The sequence below is a fragment of the Bacteroides caecigallinarum genome (genome assembly GCF_016901995.1).
Lineage (GTDB): Bacteria > Bacteroidota > Bacteroidia > Bacteroidales > Bacteroidaceae > Phocaeicola > Phocaeicola cellulolyticus.
Genome location: NZ_JACJLE010000058.1, coordinates 1 through 19,499, shown reverse-complemented (window position 1 = coordinate 19,499; position 19,499 = coordinate 1). Strand labels below are relative to the sequence as shown.

The window sequence follows — 19,499 nt, the reverse complement described above, 5'->3', positions numbered from 1 at the left end:
GGTCGAAACAGCCTTTTATGTCCCCCTCCAATATCCATTCGGGAGAGCAATCCCTGCTTAGCCATCTGTGGAGTGCGTCTATCGCATCTGCCGTACTTCTGAACTTTCTGAATCCGTAAGAGTTCGCATCCGCTTCACTTTCTGTTATGGGTTCCAAAGCCATAAGATACAGTGCCTGCATGGCTCTGTCTTTCATGGTCGGTATTCCCAAAGGTCTTGTCTTGCCATTTGACTTGGGTATGTTGACCCTTTTCAATGGGAGGGCTTTATATCCTCTACGTGTCAAAGAACGTATAGCTTTTATTTTCCTGGCATCGGTATCCCACTTTATGTGGTCAACCCCTGCCGTGCGTTTACCTTTATTGGAGGTCACTTTCCTTACTGCCAATGCCTTGGCTTCGAACGAAGTGACAAGAAGGTGCTGCAAGGCTTTAACCTTGTTATACCTCTTTCCTGTATGAGCCTTTGCTATTCGGATTTGCAGCTTTCTGACCTTGCATTCACACTTATGAAAGTCAATGTCTTTCCATGTAGTGTTATACTTGGCTGAAGATGCACACTCGGCTTTCGCCTCGCTCCTTTGCTGTTTCTTCATTTCGTTAAAGTTCTACAATCGTTTCACAAAGAATTACCCTGCGGAAGTCTGCCTGCTTTCGCATGAGGTGACGTTCAAACCTCTATCCCCCGCATTACACGGAAGCGTTCGCTTTCTCCGCAATCCTTTACCCGCACCCCATTCGGCTTCTCTTGCGATTGGCTTACCTGCTATATATAGTAGGAGAGATACGGGCTTACCAAATTCCGTACAAGTAACTGACGACCGACTTAGAGTCCGCCCATCCACCGGCAGCACTACATCCGTGTAGTTCTAAATCATAGAGAACTATCCTGACTGCATACCTTTTGGCTATAGCTTCTAAATATCCGTAAGCTATTTCTTTGTTACGATGGTGCAGCGGTTCACATACGTTACTCATATCGGTCAGCCTAACAGTCTATACATTGGATATTTCTGCATAGAACCATATTGTCGAGAGGGCTTCGCACCAAACAATTACTCGTAAAGCACGCCTCTTTAGGCTACTGTTGACGGAACAACAGGTTCAGACATAATGCTGAACAATTACTTGTACGACTTCTTGTCGCACATCAGTTACAAAGATACAACAAAGAAACGAAAGTGAGTGCGATATGGAGAAAGAATGTTGTCTGTTAGCGATTTAACAGTGTTTGCTAAGATGTTGCAGTGCCATTAAATGCCAATGAGAAGCCAAGAAATGACAAAGTTTCGTTACTATAACATTACTTTGATTCTTGATTTCAATGGAGTATATTGATTGCCGTAACTGATTGAATAGCAATATCTGTTAAGCGATTGCGATTGCAGATATAGCAAAATTTCTTATATCTTCGTTCCGGTTTCGCTTCGGCTGATTCTTTTGCACCGATACGCAGTGTTTTGCCTACCGTCACTCAACTCTACAAATAATAATTTCGCAAACAAAAAAGTAGAGTTATGAGCAGAAGCACTTTCAGAGTATTATTCTATCTCAAACGCAATGCCCCGAAGAAGAACGGGCTTGTACCTGTAATGTGCCGTATCACCGTAAACGGCAAGATTTCCCAATTCAGTTGCAAATTGGATGTGGAGGAAAAGTTGTGGAATGTCAATCTCGGCAGAATGTCGGGAAGAAGCATTGTTGCACAAGAAACCAACAGAATGTTGGATAAAATCAGAATAGGCATCAACAAGGCTTATCAGGAGATTATGGACAGAGATGGTTATGTGTCGGCAGAGAAGGTCAGAAATGCTTTCTTGGGTATGGGACAAAACCATAAAACCCTGCTTGCTGTATTTCGACAGCACAATGAAGATTACGCCAAACAAGTGGGCAAGATGAAAAGCCAACGCAGTTATTGGAAGTATTGCACCGTTTACAACCATTTGGAAGAATTCATCAAGCATCGCTACAAGGTAAGCGATATTGCCTTGCGCGAGCTGTCCCCGGCATTCATCACCGACTTCGAGTTGTTCCTCCGTACTGAGAAGAATCATTGCACCAATACCGTATGGTCGTATATGATGCCGTTCCGCAGTATTATACATACAGCCATCAACAACGGTTGGTTACAACGCGACCCTTTTTATGCTTATCGTATTACAAAGGAAGAAACCAAAAGAGGATTCTTAACCAAAGAAGAAATCACGATGCTTATCAACGGAACATTCAAGAAGAAAAGTTACGAACTGATTAGAGACCTTTTCATTTTCTGTTGTTTCAGCGGATTGAGTTGGAGGGATATGTATAATCTCACAACCGACAATTTACAAACATCATTCGATGGGCATTTATGGATTAAGACCAATCGACAAAAGACGGGAACGGAAACCAATATCCGATTGCTCGACACTGCCAAACATATCATCGAGAAGTATCAAGGTCTGGCGGAGGGCAATAAATTGTTGCCTGTACCCTGTTATGCCAATTGCCGACATGGGATAAAGGCTGTGGCTAAACTATGCGGAATTCAAAAGAACGTCTGTTGGCATCAAAGCAGGCATTCATACGCCACGACCATTTGCTTATCCAATGGAGTGCCCATTGAAACGCTATCCAAATTGATGGGGCATACAAGCATACGAAGCACTCAAATTTATGCAAAGATTACAGCCGAGAAGGTAAGCAATGATATTGAGAATCTATCCAAGCAAATAGAATCGCTGGAGAGTTTTATTTGTAAAGCCATTTAACAACCTCTAAAACCAAGAAACGATGAAACAAGAAAGAAACATCATAACAATGGATGAATATGGAAGAGTCCATTTCCCGAGCACAACGAACAATGACATTTGGATGAACACAAATGAATTGATTGAGCTGTTCGGTATCAAATATTCGATTTTAAGAGGTAATATCAAAGCCATATACAAAAGCGGAATCCTTGATGAATGTGAGGTACGAAGATGTATCAAATTATCCAATGGAATAAGCATAGATGTTTATGCACTCCCGATGATTGTTGCTTTATCCTTCCGATTGAATACATTGGGAGCATACAAGGTTAGAGAGTGTGTAATGAACAAACTCACAACCAATTTAAGAAACCAAATTCTGTTTTTGAATGTGCGTACGCACGAATGTATGAATAAAAGTAAGTATGGCTTAAATTGAGGATATCATTCATACGTACCTTTTTGTCAATTCCCATCATACGTTCATTCCTCAATGGGTACAAAGAAATGTGCGAACCGTTTTTGAAACCTGCAAGTTCAAGTGGCAAACCGTTTTCGGAACAATCTTCCTCTCATACTTAGAGAGTATTGATCCGAAAAAACTTGCATATTTCAAGTTCGCACACATAAGGTACCCATAGAGGAGATGACCGACCGATGGGAAACAGGAAACTCAGACGGATAGTAGAGCATAGATAGCTCTGCTATCCGTTTCTTTTTTAGAAGGAAGAATCCCTCCCTCAAAGAAACAGCAATTCTATATTTGCCACAGACTGGTCGGCTTGCTGTCCTGCCGGCTATGCGGCAGGCACACATGCAAGCTATACAGCCTTATCGCCTACAAGTTTGACAAACCGTCATATTGCTTGCCTATGCTATGGCAATCCCTCCATTTACAAGCCACGAATAAGAACTTTGGACTTGTGTTCTTCCGAACACAGCAAGGTATGTTTTCAGCCGCTCTAAATGAATTGAGCCGCTTCAAACTTGATGTTCGCAGGAACATGGCAAGGTATGTTTTGAGTAACTCAAAACGTTTCGGGTTACTCCCGAAAACCTTGCCGCATTCCGCGAACTTCTCCCTCCGAAGTCGGGAGAATTGGGTATTTCGCGATAAAATAACAATGCTTTTTTATGTTTGTCGGCACAGCAGGCTCTCTATTTCAAATTAAATAAGTACTTTTGTACCTTGGATGTGGTATGTACCGCTTTCAAAACAAGAAAGATAATGGACCGCCTGACAAAAGAACAACGATATAAGAATATGTCGGCAAACAAAGGAAAGGGTACCAAGCTTGAACTTTTGTTTGGCAAATTGTTGTGGAATGCCGGTGTCAGATATCGCAAGAATGATAAAACGGTCTTTGGAAAACCGGACTTTGTTATTCGCAAAATGAGAATTGCGATTTTTTGCGATGGAGAGTTTTGGCATGGCAGAAATTGGGAAGAACGCAAAAACGACCATAAAAGCAATTGTGATTTTTGGTATTCCAAGATTGAGCGGAACATTAGGAGAGACAAAGAAGTAAATGAACAATTGAAAGCACAAGGTTGGACAGTCTTTCGGTTTTGGGAAACGGAAATAACCAAGGAATCCGATAAATGCTTAAATAGAATTTTGAACTATATGAACGCTAAAACAAAAGCAACCGATAAAATCGCCATTACACAAATGTGCGGCGGCAGCAAAGTATCGATGCAGATGTATGGTCCCCATTCATTGAATGAGGATGGAACGATTATACCGTTTGAAGAGCAAATGGCGATAGTATCTCATTATCTCCATAATCAAGGATATAAATCCGCCAAGCCATATGAGAACAAAGCCGAAGGATTGATAGAGGATATATACAATGTTCATCAAAAGACCGTTGGAACCAATTGCGTGTCGGATGTAAGTGTTCAATATTCATTGTTCTCCGATTTATTCTCTGTTCCGTTTTTGCCAACAGACAAGCCTAAATTTACATTTATAGATTTGTTTGCCGGCATTGGCGGTTTCAGAATGGCAATGCAGAATCTTGGAGGCAAATGCGTGTTTTCTTCCGAATGGGATGCACAAGCCCAAAAGACATATCTTTTGAATTATGGCGAGGTCCCATTCGGCGATATCACCAAAGAAACAACAAAGGCATTCATCCCGGACGATTTTGATATTTTGTGTGCCGGATTCCCCTGCCAAGCCTTTTCTTTGGCAGGTAAAAGATTGGGATTTGAAGAAACGCGAGGTACGTTGTTCTTTGATGTGGCTGAAATCATCCGTCGCAAGCGTCCCAAAGCATTCTTCTTGGAAAATGTCAAAGGATTACTCATTCACGATAAAGGAAAGACCATTCAGACCATATTAAAAGTTCTAAGGGAAGACTTGGATTATTATGTACCGGACCCTCAGATAGTGAATGCAATGAATTTCGGCGTACCGCAACATCGGGAAAGAGTTTATATAGTTGGTTTCAGAAAAGACCAGAATGTAAACGAATTCACATATCCGTCACCGACAGATAAGACCAAGACTTTTGCCGATATTAAGGAAGAGCATACCGTTTCTGCCAAATACTATCTATCCACTCAATATGTGAAAACCCTTGTGGCACATAAGGAGAGACACGCAGCCAAAGGCAACGGTTTCGGTTATGAAATCATTCCCGATGACGGAGTGGCAAATGCCATAGTCGTTGGAGGCATGGGAAGGGAACGTAATCTTGTTATTGATACCCGGCTTGAAGATTTCACACCTGTTACCAATATTAAGGGAGAAATAAATCGAGACGGACTTCGCAGAATGACTCCGAGAGAATGGGCTCGTTTGCAAGGTTTTCCGGATAATTTTATAATCGGGGTTGCTGATGCATCTGCATATAAACAGTTCGGTAATTCCGTTGCAGTTCCTGCAATTCAAGCAACAGCCAAGGAAATCATTAAAAGAATAAACCTATCAAAATCTATTCAATATGGCACTGACAGGAAATAAAGGAGAATGGAGTGAAATATACACATTGCTCAAATTATTGGGAGAAGGGAAAGTATATGCAGGTGACCAAAATCTGAATAAGATTCAAGACTTGTTCTACCCAATCATTATGATTCTTCGTCAAGAGAAAGACGGTAACTATAATTACAGACTGCAAGACAAAGACGTAGTAATTCAGACACCGGCAGGTGAGGAATTGTTGCGTATTCCTGCGTCGGTATTCCTTGTCGAAGCAGAGAATCTGTTGAAAGCCATAAATGAAAATGACGGAGCTTTCGGAGTACCTCAAATAGAAGTATTCATGAACAGTATTTATTGCCATTCGTTGAAGGCAAAATCTTCCGATAAGACAGATATTCGAATCATATTGCATGACCGCAGAACAAAAATCAACTCCGAAATGGGATTCAGTATTAAGTCTCAATTAGGAGGTGATTCGACATTGTTAAATGCAAGTAAAGTCACCAATTTTAACTTTAAGGTAACCGGAGCTAATTTGTCAGATGATGAAATAACAGCAATCAATTCCATCAATCCCAAACGTAATAAAGTTATTGAAAGAGTGAATGCCATAAAGAAGAAAGGAGCATTATTGGTATTCGACAAAGTGGACAATTCTACATTCCGAAACAACCTTGTTATGCTTGATGGCGATTTGCCCGCTATTATTGCAAACTTATTATTGGAGCAGTTGAATACCGGTGTTTCGACATTGAAAGAATTGGCGGAAAAGATTACAGAAACCAATCCTTTGAAATACGACGTGGAGCAGGCTTCTCCGTTCTATGCATACAAAATCAAACATCTATTAACTTCGGCAGCATTAGGTATGATGCCGGCTACAGCATGGAGTGGCAAGTTTGACGCCAATGGTGGCTATTTGGTAGTGAAAAAAGATGGTGAGATACTTTGCTACCATTTCTATGACCGCAACAGATTTGAAGATTATTTGTTCTCAAATGCCTATTTGGAGCGTTCAAGTACAACTCGTCATGAGTATGCTACTATTGTAAAGGAGATAGATGGGACATTGTCGTTTAAGTTGAACTTTCAAGTCAGGTTAAAATAATAGGTTATGGGAGAACAACTAAATATTTTACCCAATATAGAAGTCGTAGACCTGTTTTGTGGAATAGGAGGGCTTAGTTATGGTATGAAGTGTAAGGGGTTTAAAATTAAGGCCGGTTACGACCTTGATGGCTCATGCAAATATGCATACGAAGCAAATACAGAAGCTACATTCAATTACAGGGATATCAAAACGGTAAGTTCAGGTGATATAAATGCTAATTTCAGTAATAATAGTATTCGTGTTTTAGCCGGTTGTGCACCATGCCAGCCATTTTCTTCTTATGCTTTTAAGAACAAAAAGAAGGATCCAGACAAATATGATTTATTGTATGAATTTGGTAGATTGGTTAGAGAAGTTCTTCCAGATATTGTTACAATGGAAAATGTCACTCAAATATTATCTTTCAAAGAAAAGCCTGTTTTGCAAGATTTTATAGATTGTTTAAGTGATTGTGGATATTATGTGGAAGTAAATAAAGTATTTTGTCCTAATTATGGAATACCTCAAAATCGAAAACGTTTAGTGCTATTAGCATCCAGACTTGGAGAAATCAAACTAATATCCCCAACACACAATAAAGAAAATTATGTTACTGTTAGGGATACTATAGGAGATTTACCTGCAATTGCTTCGGGCGAATGTGACAAAAATGATCCTCTGCACAGAGCTAAAGATTTAACCCCATTGAATTTACAGCGAATACAACATACACCATATGGTGGAAGTTGGAGAGATTGGCCAGAGCACCTTGTGTTGAGATGCCATAAGACAACTGGAGGAAAGTCTTTTGGTAGTGTTTATGGAAGAATGATTTGGGATGCCCCATCCCCGACGATGACAACTCAATGTACAGGATTGGGAAATGGGCGTTTTGGGCATCCTATACAGAATCGAGCTATATCAATAAGGGAAGCAGCGTTATTGCAAACTTTCCCAAGGTCGTATAAATTTTTCCCAAATGAAGAAAGTGTTGCAATAACAAAAGCTTCGCGCTATATTGGCAATGCTGTTCCTCCAAAATTAGGAGAAGTGATAGCAGAAAGCATTTCTAATCATTTATTATGTTTTAAACACCAATGACTATGGCAAAAGAATATAATATAAACGTTGACCCAAGAATTCTGGAATTATTAGGTCCTAATTTGTATACCAACATCTACTATGTTTTAGCAGAACTTATAGCCAATGCTTATGATGCAGATGCAAAAAATGTTTATATCATCTCCAACAAGGATGACATCCGCATTGAAGATGACGGACATGGTATGTCATATGACAATGGAGATATAAAGAAGTTCTTAAATGTAGCAGGTGTATCAAGAACGAATGAGAATGAATCTTTTTCGCGTTCTGGAGAACGCAGAAAGATGGGACGCAAAGGCGTGGGTAAGTTGGCTGCACTTTCTGTTTCTGAGTCTGTTGATATAATGACTATTTGTAATGGAGAAAAATCAGGTTTTGTTTTAGCTCGTCGCCCAAATGATGGCAATAAACTGACACCAATAGAAGATGAAAATATAAGTTTTTGCTACATACAAAATAGCGGTACTGCTATTGTTATGCGTAATCCACAATATCGTTTACATAAATCTTTAGATGCAATAAAAAGAAATCTTTTGAAAATATTCCCTTTGGTTGATGATAATTTTAAAATTCATATTATACGTGGTAAAGAGGAAGAAATTGTAGAAAAATTCGATGAAAATGTAGCAAAGGAATTATGTTCGTTAATTATATTGGGAGAACAGCACGCTGACTTATTGAATTATGTTCCAGACTATTTCCCGAAACATCGTAGTGACTTAGTTGAAAAACGGGATGAGTATAGTGTACCTCTTACCATAAAAGACAACAACGGTAATGAGCATGAATATAATTTACAGATTGAAGGTTGGATTGGTGCATATAAAACAACACGCGGCAGAAAGTCTGAAGTGACAGATTTTCCAGACAATTTCATTTCGCTTTATGCAAATAAAAAAATGGGAGAGTTTAATATTCTACCAATTGTAGGACAAAATAAACTGAATGAGGTTTATATTGTAGGACAATTATATGTTGATTTATTTGAATTGTCAGAACTCCCTGATATGGCTTTAAGCAACAGGCAAGGATATAAATCTGATGATATACGTTATGAGACTGTAATAAAATATGTTAGAGAAATTCTACTTCCTGATATATTAAAGAAGAGAGTATTGTACACAGACCTAACGAAGGCTGCCAAAAAAACTCAAAAGATAGAAGAACAAAAGGATAATGAAGCAAAACTTCGTAAAATGGTGGATACGTTTAAAGACAAAGCCTCTGAAAGTGTTGCTTTAGCTATTGAACGATATAATTCAACAGATTCTCCGTACCAGTCAGAATTAAAGGGAATTATTTCAAATGCTATTAATGATAATATACCTGAACTCGGACTTAAAACTGTTGTTGATTCACAAAAGAAGAAGATTTTGATTAGTCACACATACAAGGATAAAGACCTTGCAGATGTAGTTTATAACATGTTGTTATTTAACAATGTTCCGTCTGAAGATGTCTTATATACAAGCTGTGATGATGAAGTTTGTAGAATTCCTGAAGGAGTATCCATATATAATTACTTGCGAGACTTTTTTGTAGAAAGTTATTCAAAACAAAAGTTGTTTGTGTTATTTATAACAAGCGATAACACTCCGAAAGCGTGGGGAGCTATGACAGAAATTGGAGCTTCATGGATAACTCAAATTGATAATAAAATATTTAATATTCCACCATTTAAACCTCAACATCCATTAAATGATGAAGCTTTATGGCATAGCACAAATAGAAACGAGGAAAATGTGTTATCTATGAATCCTCTTAATGCGGACATTTTTTGCCAAAAAGTAGAACATATTTGTGACGAACTTGGCTATAAAAAACGAATAAGGAAGGATAATAAAGATTATTTAAAGACTTTAGTTAAAGTGGAGAATTAGTAAAAGTAGCCAAACTCTTTGCACAATCAAGGAATTTGGCTACTTTTGCATCAGAGTTGTTTGATAAAGCATAACACAGAAATTTGGTGCCATCTCAAAGTCGCCAAATCGTTACCAACAACTTTCTATCATAGCATTCGCTATTTGTGTATCAATCAGATACGGGATAATTGATTATTCGTTGCAAAAATAATGATTATTCTTCAACTATCCATTTTTCTATTCCTCTTATCTGATTGTTGAAGTTAATGCCTACCTTCAACAATTTGCGGGTGTCGGAAGCGAAGGGCTTTGCGTATTCTTTTTCATTTATCTGTTTTATAGCCTCTTCGGCACTACCGTTAAGCTTGAATTCCATAACGTAGATATAATTGTTTGTTTTGACTATCATGTCAATTCTTCCGTTCGAAGTATGGTATTCGGCTTCTGTATAGAAACCCAATAACTTGAATACTATGAAAAGAACATTCTGATAGTGCAATTCAAGTTCTCTTGCCAGTTCGTAAGGTGTGTCGGCAAAGAAACTTTGCAGGCGTAGCATGAATGAATCAATATCTCCGTTGCGTACATCATTTATAAATGATTTTATTTGGAATGTTGTATTACCGTTCTCTACAGACGCATAGTATGGCAACAGGAAACGGTTGAATCCTTCTTCTACTTCACGGTTGGGAAATCCCAAATAGTATAGTCTGAACTCCTTGTCGAAATCTTTGATAGTCAGATACCCGCTCTGATAAAGAATAGGTACAGGATTTACATATATAGACTCAATTCCTCCTAATGAATCTGACGATGCCATTTCATTATTGAATCTGTTCAGATCGTAATTGCTTTTCTTAAGCAGTTCCACCAGGAATGTCGGTGTGCCGGTTTCAAACCAGTAGCTTCCCAACTGCATTTCTGCAAAGGTGTTCAGAATACTGAAAGGATTGTAGATATCTTCGCTCTTGTCGGCAAAATGATATCCGTCGTACCATATTTTCAGAGTATCCTTCATCTCCTCTTCGGTCATGTCGTTCTTTTCGGCCATTATTTTTATGTCTTCCTTGAAGTCGCGGTGCAGTTCATGTTCTGTAATTCCGCAAATATTGGCGAAACGCCTTGACAGGGAGATGTCCATAAGATTGTTAAGATCACTGAACACACTGACTTTGCTGAATTTTGTAACTCCTGTAAGCAGTGCAAACTTTATGTATCGGTCGCAGCTTTTCAAAGTTCCGTAGAATGCTTTCAGGGTGTTTCTGTATTCTGTCAGAAGATCTTCATTTCCTATTGCTTGTAGCATAGGCTTGTCATATTCATCTATCAGTATGACAACGTTTTTACCGGCCTTTTCTGCAGCACGCTGTATAACTCCCTGAAAACGTAAGGAAAGACTGCTTTCTGCTTCCCTTGCTCCGTATAGCTCTTCCCAGTGTGTTAATGTGTTGTTAAGAATCTCGTCCAAACTGTCTTTGTACTCATATTTTTGATTGTTCAGATCTATATGCAATACAGGATATTCTATCCACTCTTTTTCAAGATTTTCCATGGCAAGACCATTGAAAAGTTCTTTTTTGCCTAGAAAGTATGCTTCTATGGTCGAAATAAGAAGGCTTTTACCGAAACGTCGCGGACGGCTCAGAAAGTAATATTTCCCGTTTTTAATCAATTCGTGGATATATTCTGTCTTGTCGATATAAATATATCCACCTTTACGGATTTCGTCGAAACTCTGTATCCCTACCGGATAAATATTAGCCATACAAGTGTTGCTCTTTTAATAGATGATTAGTCGTTACAAATATATGTTTTTCTTCGCACAATGTCAAGAACACCAGAATAAAAGGTAATTAATATGCTGCTTGCTTTCTTGAAGAATATATCGGATAATAAAAGGAATTAGAGTCTGATTCAAAGTTTTCTGTTCATTTCTTGCTGAAATTACGGAATTTTGTGATTTTTGTATTACGATTATATTTATAAACAGGTATTTAAAAAATTACAAAATTAAGCTTATGAAAAGACTTTTATTCGCAACGGTCGTTTCTATTGCCGGAGTGGCATCGTATGCTGAGGATTCTCCGTTATGGATGCGCTATTGCGCTATTTCTCCTGACGGCGAGCAGATAGCTTTTACTTATAAGGGTGATATTTACACCGTACCTGTCAAAGGTGGTAAGGCATTGCAGATAACTTCCAATCAGGGACATGACACACATCCTGTGTGGAGTCCTGACGGAAAGAATATTGCTTTTGCTTCCGACAGGGAAGGTAGTATGGATATATTTATTGTAGGCAAGGACGGTGGAGTGCCACGAAGACTTACCACTCATTCCGGAAATGAGGTGCCATATGCTTTTCGCGACAACAGTCATGTGCTTTTTCAGGCTGCAGTTATGCCTGATGCTCAGGATATGACTTTCCCCAGTTCTCAGTTCCCACAGATATATGAAGTAGGAACAGAGGGAGGCAGACCTGTGATGTTCTCGTCTATACCTATGGAGGATATCAGCATCAGTCCTGATGGCAAGTCTCTTCTTTATCATGACAAGAAGGGATATGAAGATGCATGGCGTAAGCATCACACATCATCCATAACACGTGATATTTGGCTCTGCACAGAACAGGAAGGAACAGAAAAAAGTTACAGGAAAATTACTTCTTTCGACGGTGAAGACAGAACTCCTGTATGGACTCCGGATGGAAAATCGTTCTATTATCTGAGCGAGAGAGAAGGTAGTTTCAATATCTACAAGTCAGATCTTGAAGGTAAGAACATTACACGTCTGACGTCTCATACCGGCCATCCTGTACGTTTCCTTTCAGTTGCTTCAAACGGAACCTTGTGCTATGGATTCAATGGAGAAATATATACAGTGAAAGAAGGAGAGTCTCCAAAGAAAGTCAATGTCAGCATTGTGGCAGACAGTTATGACAAGCATCTGGTGAAATGGTTGAAATCGTCAGGTGCTACGGAGATATCAGTATCTCCTGAAGGCAAGGAGATAGCTTTCATCCTGCGTGGTGATGTATATGTAACATCTGTAGAATATAAGACAACAAAGCAGATTACCGACACTCCTGAGCAGGAGAGGAATATAGATTTCTCACCTGACGGAAGAAGTATAGTCTATGCGTCTGAACGAAACGGTCTGTGGCAGATATATCAGACCTCGCTGGTTAATAAAGAAGATGAGTTGTTTACATATGCCAATGAATTCAAGGAAGAAAGACTGATAAACAGTAATGTGACTTCATTCCAGCCTCAGTATAGTCCTGACGGCAAGGAAGTGGCCTTTCTTGAAAACAGAACAACATTACGTGTTCTTAATCTGAAGACAAAGGCAGTTCGCACAGTAATGGATGGTAAGTTTGAATATTCTTATAGTGACGGTGACCAGTGGTTTGAATGGAGCCCTGACAGCCGTTGGCTATTGTCCGGATATATCGGTCATGGTGGCTGGAACAATAACGACGTAGCTTTGGTCAATGCGTCAGGCAATGGTGAAATACATAATCTTACTCAGAGCGGATATACTGACGGAGATGCGAAATGGGTTCTGGGCGGTAAGGCTATGATATGGAAAAGCGACCGTGTGGGTTATCGCAGTCACGGCAGTTGGGGTTCTGAGGATGATGTATATATCATGTTTTTCGATCTTGACGCTTACGAACGTTTCCGCATGAGTAAAGAAGAACTTGCCCTTGTGGAAGAACAGGAAAAGAAAGATAAAGAGGATGCGGAGAAGAAGGAAAACGAAAAGAAAAAAGGAAAGAAGAAAGATGAAAAGAAGGATAAGGAAGACGAAGTCAAGCCTTTGGTATTCGACCTTGAAAACTGTCGTGACAGAATTATCCGTCTGACTGTAAACTCTTCTAATCTTGGTGATGCTGTACTTTCTTCAAAAGGTGACAAACTGTACTATCAGGCAGCCTTTGAGGATGGTTATGACCTGTGGATGCACGACCTGAAGGAGAATAAGACTTCAATCGTTATGAAGAATATAGGTTACGGATCTATGATGACGGACAAGAAACAGGAAAACCTGTATCTCTGCAATTCTTCTATCAAAAAAGTGAATATGGAGAAAGGAGAGTCTAAGAATGTGGAATTCAGTGCTCCTTTCAATTATCGTCCGTATGATGAACGTATGTATATGTTCGACCATATATGGAAACAGGTTGAAGACAAGTTCTACGTTGCCGATTTGCATGGGGCAGACTGGAAAGGCTATTATGAAAACTACAAGCGTTTCCTGCCTTATATAAACAATAACTATGATTTCCAGGAAATGTTGAGCGAACTGCTTGGCGAACTAAACGGCTCTCATACAGGAGCAAGATATTATGCGGTAGGAACTTCGTTCCCAACTGCGTGTCTTGGTGTGTTCTATGATAATGAATACACAGGAGATGGCTTGAAGATAAAGGAAATAATCGCTAAGGGACCTTTCGCAGTGAAGAAGACAGATGTAACAGAAGGATGTATCATCGAAAAAATAGATGGCGAAAAGATTTTGGCAGGCGTTGATTATTATCCTATGTTGGAAGGCAAGGCAGGTAAGAAGGTGCTTCTTTCAGTTTATAATCCTGAAACAAAAAAACGTTTTGATGTTACAGTGAAGGCAATCAGCGCAGGCGAACAGTCTAATCTGCTCTATAAGAGATGGGTGAAACGTAATGAACAGATTGTTGAAAAACTTTCCGGAGGACGTGTGGCATATGTACACGTACAGGGAATGGATAGTCCGAGCTTCCGTACAGTATATAGCGAACTGTTGAGCGAGGAGAACAGAACCAAGGATGCGGTGATAGTTGATACACGTCATAATGGCGGTGGATGGCTTCACGATGACCTTGTCACACTGCTCAGTGGAAAGGAATATCAGAGATTTGTTCCAAGAGGACAGTACATCGGTAGCGATCCGTTCAACAAGTGGCTCAAACCGTCATGTGTCCTTGTTTGTGAGGATAACTATAGTAACGCTCACGGTTTCCCATGGGTTTATAAGGAACTTGGTATAGGCAAGCTTATTGGTACTCCTGTTCCCGGAACAATGACTGCCGTATGGTGGGAAAGACAGATAGATCCAAGCATTGTTTTCGGAATACCACAGGTGGGATGTATGAATATGCGCGGAGAGTATCTTGAAAACAAAGAACTACAGCCAGACATAGAAGTTTATAATTCTCCTGAAGAGGTATTGAAAGGTGAAGACAGACAGTTGGAGGCTGCAGTGAAGGAGATGCTGAAAACTATTGAGTGATAACAGTGTCCAATATGTAATTTCTTCTGTTAATCTTCATGGCTCAGATTACATAAGTAAAAAATGACAATAAACAGTAAAGGTCCTGAAATGGAAATCACTAGTATTTTCCGTTTCGGGACCTTTATTTTATGATTTAATTATCAGAATTTCAGAACATATATTTGAAGTATTTATTCGCTTCAATATTATCTGGAAGGAACAAGGGTAAATCCCCATCTATATTCCTGGTTGGCCGGGATAAGATACTGTTTGTCAGGAATGGCTCCCCAGCTGTCGTATCCACCTACACCCATCTGTTTCATATCTACGCATACTTCAACAAAATCGCGTGGCTTGATATCACTGATGTGAGTCTGCCTTGGCTTGATGTTTTTGGCAGTTGATACATCATGCTTCAGTTCTTCCTCATCACGGTTGTTCCACTGATAGTCGCAGAATGTGGCTTCCTCGCCGTCGAAATCTTCTATTGAGTTGCGCAACGTATTGAAGCCGATAGTCTGGTCGGCATAAATTGTAAGATCTTTTCCGCCTTTCCTGCCAACGCTAAGCCAGCGTGTATCTGTGTGATGACCATTTTCCTGAGGGCGTACGTATGGGAAATACATATCATCGGCAGTGCTCTTATAGAGACCGACGAGGGTACCATTATTGCGGTCAATATAGTTTTCTTCAGGTCCGCGACCGAAATATGTCACATAATTCATATTGGCCGGCATACGGAAACGGATACCTATACGAGGTACCACAAGTTTTGAACTTTCCTTGCGGATGGCATCATTACCCGGAGTGAAGGTAGCCATAAGAGTAGCTTCGGACAATTCGGTCTTTGTTGCCTCCATATCGGTAGAAGTAAAGGTATAGTCAGCTTTTACAACTCCTGAAGGATGTATGCGGTATGTTGCTATATAAAGATTTCCTGCAGCCAGAAGATATGTGGCTTTCAGTACGGCATCCTTACCATCCATTTCTACAGAAGCATCCACTACATTGAAGTTTTTGCTTGACTGTTTCCATATCTGCAGGCGTTTAGGCATCTGGCTTCCGTAATCATTGTCGTTTGGAGCACGCCAGAAGTTAGGCTGAATACCGAAACCTTCGCTGAAGTATTCTGTTCCTCCAACCTTATAGGAAATGACAATTCCGCTTTTCTTGTCGAACTTGAAATTCACCTTTGAAGAAGATACGCTTAAAATATTACCTTCTGTGCTACACTTAAGGGCAGGACCGGAAACAGCAAATTCACGTTCCAGAGGTTCTACCGGTAAACGGAACTGCTCGTGTGCCAGTTCAAATCCGGCAGGAACAAGTGTTTCAGGCTCCACGGTAGTTACACTGAACTCAACAAAATATTCAGTACCTGCTTTCTGCTTCAGACCGCTTACATCTACTTTAAGTTCTTTACTTGCCTGCGGTTCAATATCCATTGATATCTTGTTACGGCGAATTACCTTATCATTCTCCTTGACAAGATATGTAATCATATATTTCTTTAGATTTGTGAAGTAATAACGGTTGGTTACATTGAATATACCGTTTTCTCCATCTTTCATCTCGAAACCTACATATTGATGAGCATATTTCACTTCACTCATGGCAGGGTGAGTAGTACGGTCAGGGCTGACGATACCATTGCAACAGAAGTTACCGTCACTTGGCATATTAGTTCCGAAGTCACCTCCGTATGCCCAGAAGAAACCACCATCTTCAGTATTGACTTTCAGTCCCTGGTCAACCCAGTCCCAGATATAACCGCCCTGAAGATTAGGATACTTATATATTGCTTTCCACTGATCCCATAGACTGCCTGTAGAGTTACCCATGGCATGAGCATATTCAGAAGGAGCAACAGGACGGTCGCTGCCTCTCTTGCCTATAGATTCCAGCCATGATGCACTAGGATATTGAGGTACATACATGTCGGAGTTCCATTCCCACTGGGCACGTTCATAGTTTACCGGACGATTCATAATATCCTTGTCGGCTTCTTTCAACCACAGATAAGTCTGGTAGAAATTGTAACCGTTGCCGGCTTCATTACCGAGCGACCAGAATGTAAGTGAAGGATAATTCTTGTTACGTTCAAACATATTGATGGTACGATACAAATGTGGCTTCAGCCATTCAGGATTATTTCCTAATGTACCACCTTTTCTCAGGTCGTAATACATACCGTGACTTTCAATGTTTGCTTCATCGTAAACATAAAGACCATATTCGTCACACAGTTCATAGAAACGTCTGTCCTGAGGATAGTGACACAGACGAACTGTGTTCAGGTTATGTTGTCTCATCAGTTCGAAATCTTTTCTCATAAGCTCCTCAGTCACATAATGTCCTGTTTCAGGATTATGTTCATGGATATTTACTCCTCGCAGCTTGATTGGCTGGCCATTGACCAATAATACTTTATAATTATTCCCGTCGGCTGATTTCTGATCAATTTCCTTTATCTCTATTCTTCGGAAACCAACGTTAAATGGAACCACTTCTGTAACTTTTCCGTTCTCCTTTACAGTCATAAACATCTTGTAAAGATTAGGAGCTTCAGACGACCATGTCTTTACCTGTGGAATTTCTTTGTTGAAAACAACTGTGTTCTCCTTTTTAGACTCAACAGATACATTCTTGTTTTCCTGTGCTATGACATTTCCTTGTTTGTCAACAAGTTCATAGCTCACTTCAAGATCGGCAGTTGTACTGCGGCTGTTCTTCATATCTATTGCCAGACGGAAGATACCATTACTGTACGTATCATCAAGAGTGGAAGTCACACGGAAATCACTCACCGAAGCCTTGGGTTGTGAATAAACAAATACATCTCTTTCTATACCGCTCATGCGCCAGAAATCCTGACATTCCAGATATGAGCCTGTACTCCAACGGAATATTTTCAGTGTCAGAACATTCTGTCCTTCTTCCAGATAATCATTGATAAGATATTCTGCCGGATTTTTAGAATCCTCGTTGTATCCTACTTCCTTTCCATTGATATATACATAACATCCCGATTTTGCTCCGGCTATATGAAGATAGATATCTCTACCTTTCCAATCGGACGGTATATTCAGATCTCTTCTATACACACCTACAGGTATATCATCCGGCAGTTTGGGAGGCTGCGGGTTTCTTGGTTGGAACTCATAACCGTGGTTGGTATATATAGCTACTCCATAACCCTGCATTTCCCAGTTCCCGGGGACTTTTATATCGTTCCAGCCGGATACATCTGTATTCTTTTCGGTAATGTCGGCTGGAAGGTTACGATGTGAGTCTGTATAGTAGAATTTCCAAACTCCGTTAAGTAATTTATAATAAGGACTGGATTCGTATTTTCCACTCATGGCCTGAGACTTGTCAGCATAGCTCATAAATGCAGAACGAGGCTCCATACGGTTTACACTTACGGTTTGTATGTCCTGCCAGTAAGGCAACGTTACAGACTGATTATTGTTTGAAAAAGAATTAAAGGAATTGCTACATAATAATAGCGACATCAGAGCTAGTTGTTTCTTCATAATATTTATTTAAGTTTAGTTTCCGGGCCAAAGTTAATACATTACGATGTCTTTCCTTCTATAAATTCATTGTTTTTCTTTTTCTTTTTCAGCTTTTTGCTTTTTCTCTATCAGCATGTTCATGAAAGCGGAGCTTATTATACCTGTAGGGATAGCAATCATGGCAATACCAATCAGGCTTATCAGGCTACTCAGTAGGCGCCCTATTGGAGTGATAGGATATATATCGCCGTATCCCACGGTGGTAAAGGCTACTATGGCCCACCAGAATCCGTCACCGATATTCTCGAATGCATTGGGTTGTGCGTTACGTTCTATGTAATACATCAGAATTCCTGAGAAACCAAGCATGATGCCACATGCCGTATAAGATGTTATGAGTTCCTCCTTTACGGTCTTCAAAACTGTTCCTATCATCTGGAACGAACGCGAGTAGCGTATAAGTTTGAATATTATCAGAATGTATGCTAACACCACAAGATGTATATAAGGTGTCTCTTTGTAGATATAAATACCAACGAAAGGAAGTACGGCTACAAAATCTATAAGTCCGTAAAAGGAAAATATGTAATGCAGACGTGCTACCCATGGGCTTTTATATTGTGCATACTGTACAGGGGCTGCAGCAATCCTTAATCCGTATTCTATGGTAAAGACGAAAGAAGCCAGATAATTGAATAAGTACAGCCAGTTGCGATATGGCGCGGATTCTTCAAACGAGCCGCATATAATTGAAATTATAGATCCGATAATGAAGAACAGTACGAAATACTGAAACCATTTTTTCATCAGTTGGCGGTGTATGGATCTGTAAAGTTTCTCATGTCGTATAAGAGTGGTTATCTTCTCACGTATAGGTGATATGACATTGTTGGGATTATTTTTCATACGTAAATATTAAGCGTCCTACACATAGAGTAGGACAGGTTTATACTAAAATTGATATAAAACCGAGTGTTTTGACAAAAGAAAGATTAGCACTCATGAAA

At 39.8% G+C, this 19,499-nt stretch carries 12 protein-coding genes; 7 read left to right on the top strand and 5 right to left on the bottom strand.

Annotated features, from left to right (window positions below; genetic code table 11):
• Positions 1–595: reverse transcriptase N-terminal domain-containing protein (locus H6A61_RS13270; protein WP_204394294.1), on the bottom strand; the 595-nt coding region annotated here is incomplete at its 3' end.
• A gap of 196 nt (positions 596–791) precedes the next feature.
• The gene (locus H6A61_RS13265) at positions 792–977 is read right to left on the bottom strand and encodes a hypothetical protein (RefSeq protein WP_204394293.1); all 186 of its coding nucleotides are present in this window, start codon (positions 975–977) and stop codon (positions 792–794) included.
• 539 nt (positions 978–1,516) lie between these two features.
• Between H6A61_RS13265 and H6A61_RS13260 the strand changes: the two genes are divergently transcribed.
• From H6A61_RS13260 to H6A61_RS13230, 6 genes are all read left to right on the top strand, one after another.
• Positions 1,517–2,752: a site-specific integrase gene (locus H6A61_RS13260; protein WP_204394292.1), complete on the top strand. Its 1,236-nt coding sequence runs from the start codon at positions 1,517–1,519 to the stop codon at positions 2,750–2,752.
• 22 nt (positions 2,753–2,774) lie between these two features.
• Entirely contained in the window at positions 2,775–3,173 is a 399-nt protein-coding gene (locus H6A61_RS13255) for a hypothetical protein (RefSeq protein WP_204394291.1), read from the top strand.
• 789 nt (positions 3,174–3,962) lie between these two features.
• Entirely contained in the window at positions 3,963–5,705 is a 1,743-nt protein-coding gene (vsr, locus tag H6A61_RS13245) for a DNA mismatch endonuclease Vsr (protein ID WP_239469221.1), read from the top strand.
• The gene (locus tag H6A61_RS13240; RefSeq protein WP_204394290.1) at positions 5,686–6,774 is read left to right on the top strand and encodes an HpaII family restriction endonuclease; all 1,089 of its coding nucleotides are present in this window, start codon (positions 5,686–5,688) and stop codon (positions 6,772–6,774) included. The genes vsr and H6A61_RS13240 overlap by 20 nt, the downstream gene beginning before the upstream one ends.
• 6 nt (positions 6,775–6,780) lie before the next feature.
• Positions 6,781–7,857 carry a DNA cytosine methyltransferase gene (locus tag H6A61_RS13235; RefSeq protein WP_204394288.1) on the top strand — a complete coding sequence of 359 codons (1,077 nt, stop codon included), beginning with the start codon at positions 6,781–6,783 and terminating at the stop codon, positions 7,855–7,857.
• A gap of 2 nt (positions 7,858–7,859) precedes the next feature.
• Positions 7,860–9,740 (top strand): ATP-binding protein, encoded by a 1,881-nt coding sequence (locus H6A61_RS13230; RefSeq protein ID WP_204394286.1) that lies wholly within the window; start codon positions 7,860–7,862, stop codon positions 9,738–9,740.
• Positions 9,741–9,936: 196 nt separating this feature from the next.
• Here H6A61_RS13230 and H6A61_RS13225 read toward each other — a convergent pair whose 3' ends face one another.
• Entirely contained in the window at positions 9,937–11,487 is a 1,551-nt protein-coding gene (locus tag H6A61_RS13225; protein ID WP_204394284.1) for an ATP-binding protein, read from the bottom strand.
• 253 nt (positions 11,488–11,740) lie between these two features.
• Between H6A61_RS13225 and H6A61_RS13220 the strand changes: the two genes are divergently transcribed.
• On the top strand, positions 11,741–14,992 hold the full coding sequence (locus tag H6A61_RS13220) for a S41 family peptidase (RefSeq protein WP_204394282.1): 3,252 nt from the start codon (positions 11,741–11,743) through the stop codon (positions 14,990–14,992).
• 188 nt (positions 14,993–15,180) lie between these two features.
• Here H6A61_RS13220 and H6A61_RS13215 read toward each other — a convergent pair whose 3' ends face one another.
• Positions 15,181–18,510, bottom strand: coding sequence for a glycoside hydrolase family 2 TIM barrel-domain containing protein (locus H6A61_RS13215; RefSeq protein WP_204394280.1), 3,330 nt, complete (start codon positions 18,508–18,510; stop codon positions 15,181–15,183).
• A gap of 66 nt (positions 18,511–18,576) precedes the next feature.
• Positions 18,577–19,398, bottom strand: coding sequence for an ion transporter (locus tag H6A61_RS13210; protein ID WP_154044501.1), 822 nt, complete (start codon positions 19,396–19,398; stop codon positions 18,577–18,579).
• Positions 19,399–19,499 lie beyond the last annotated feature (101 nt).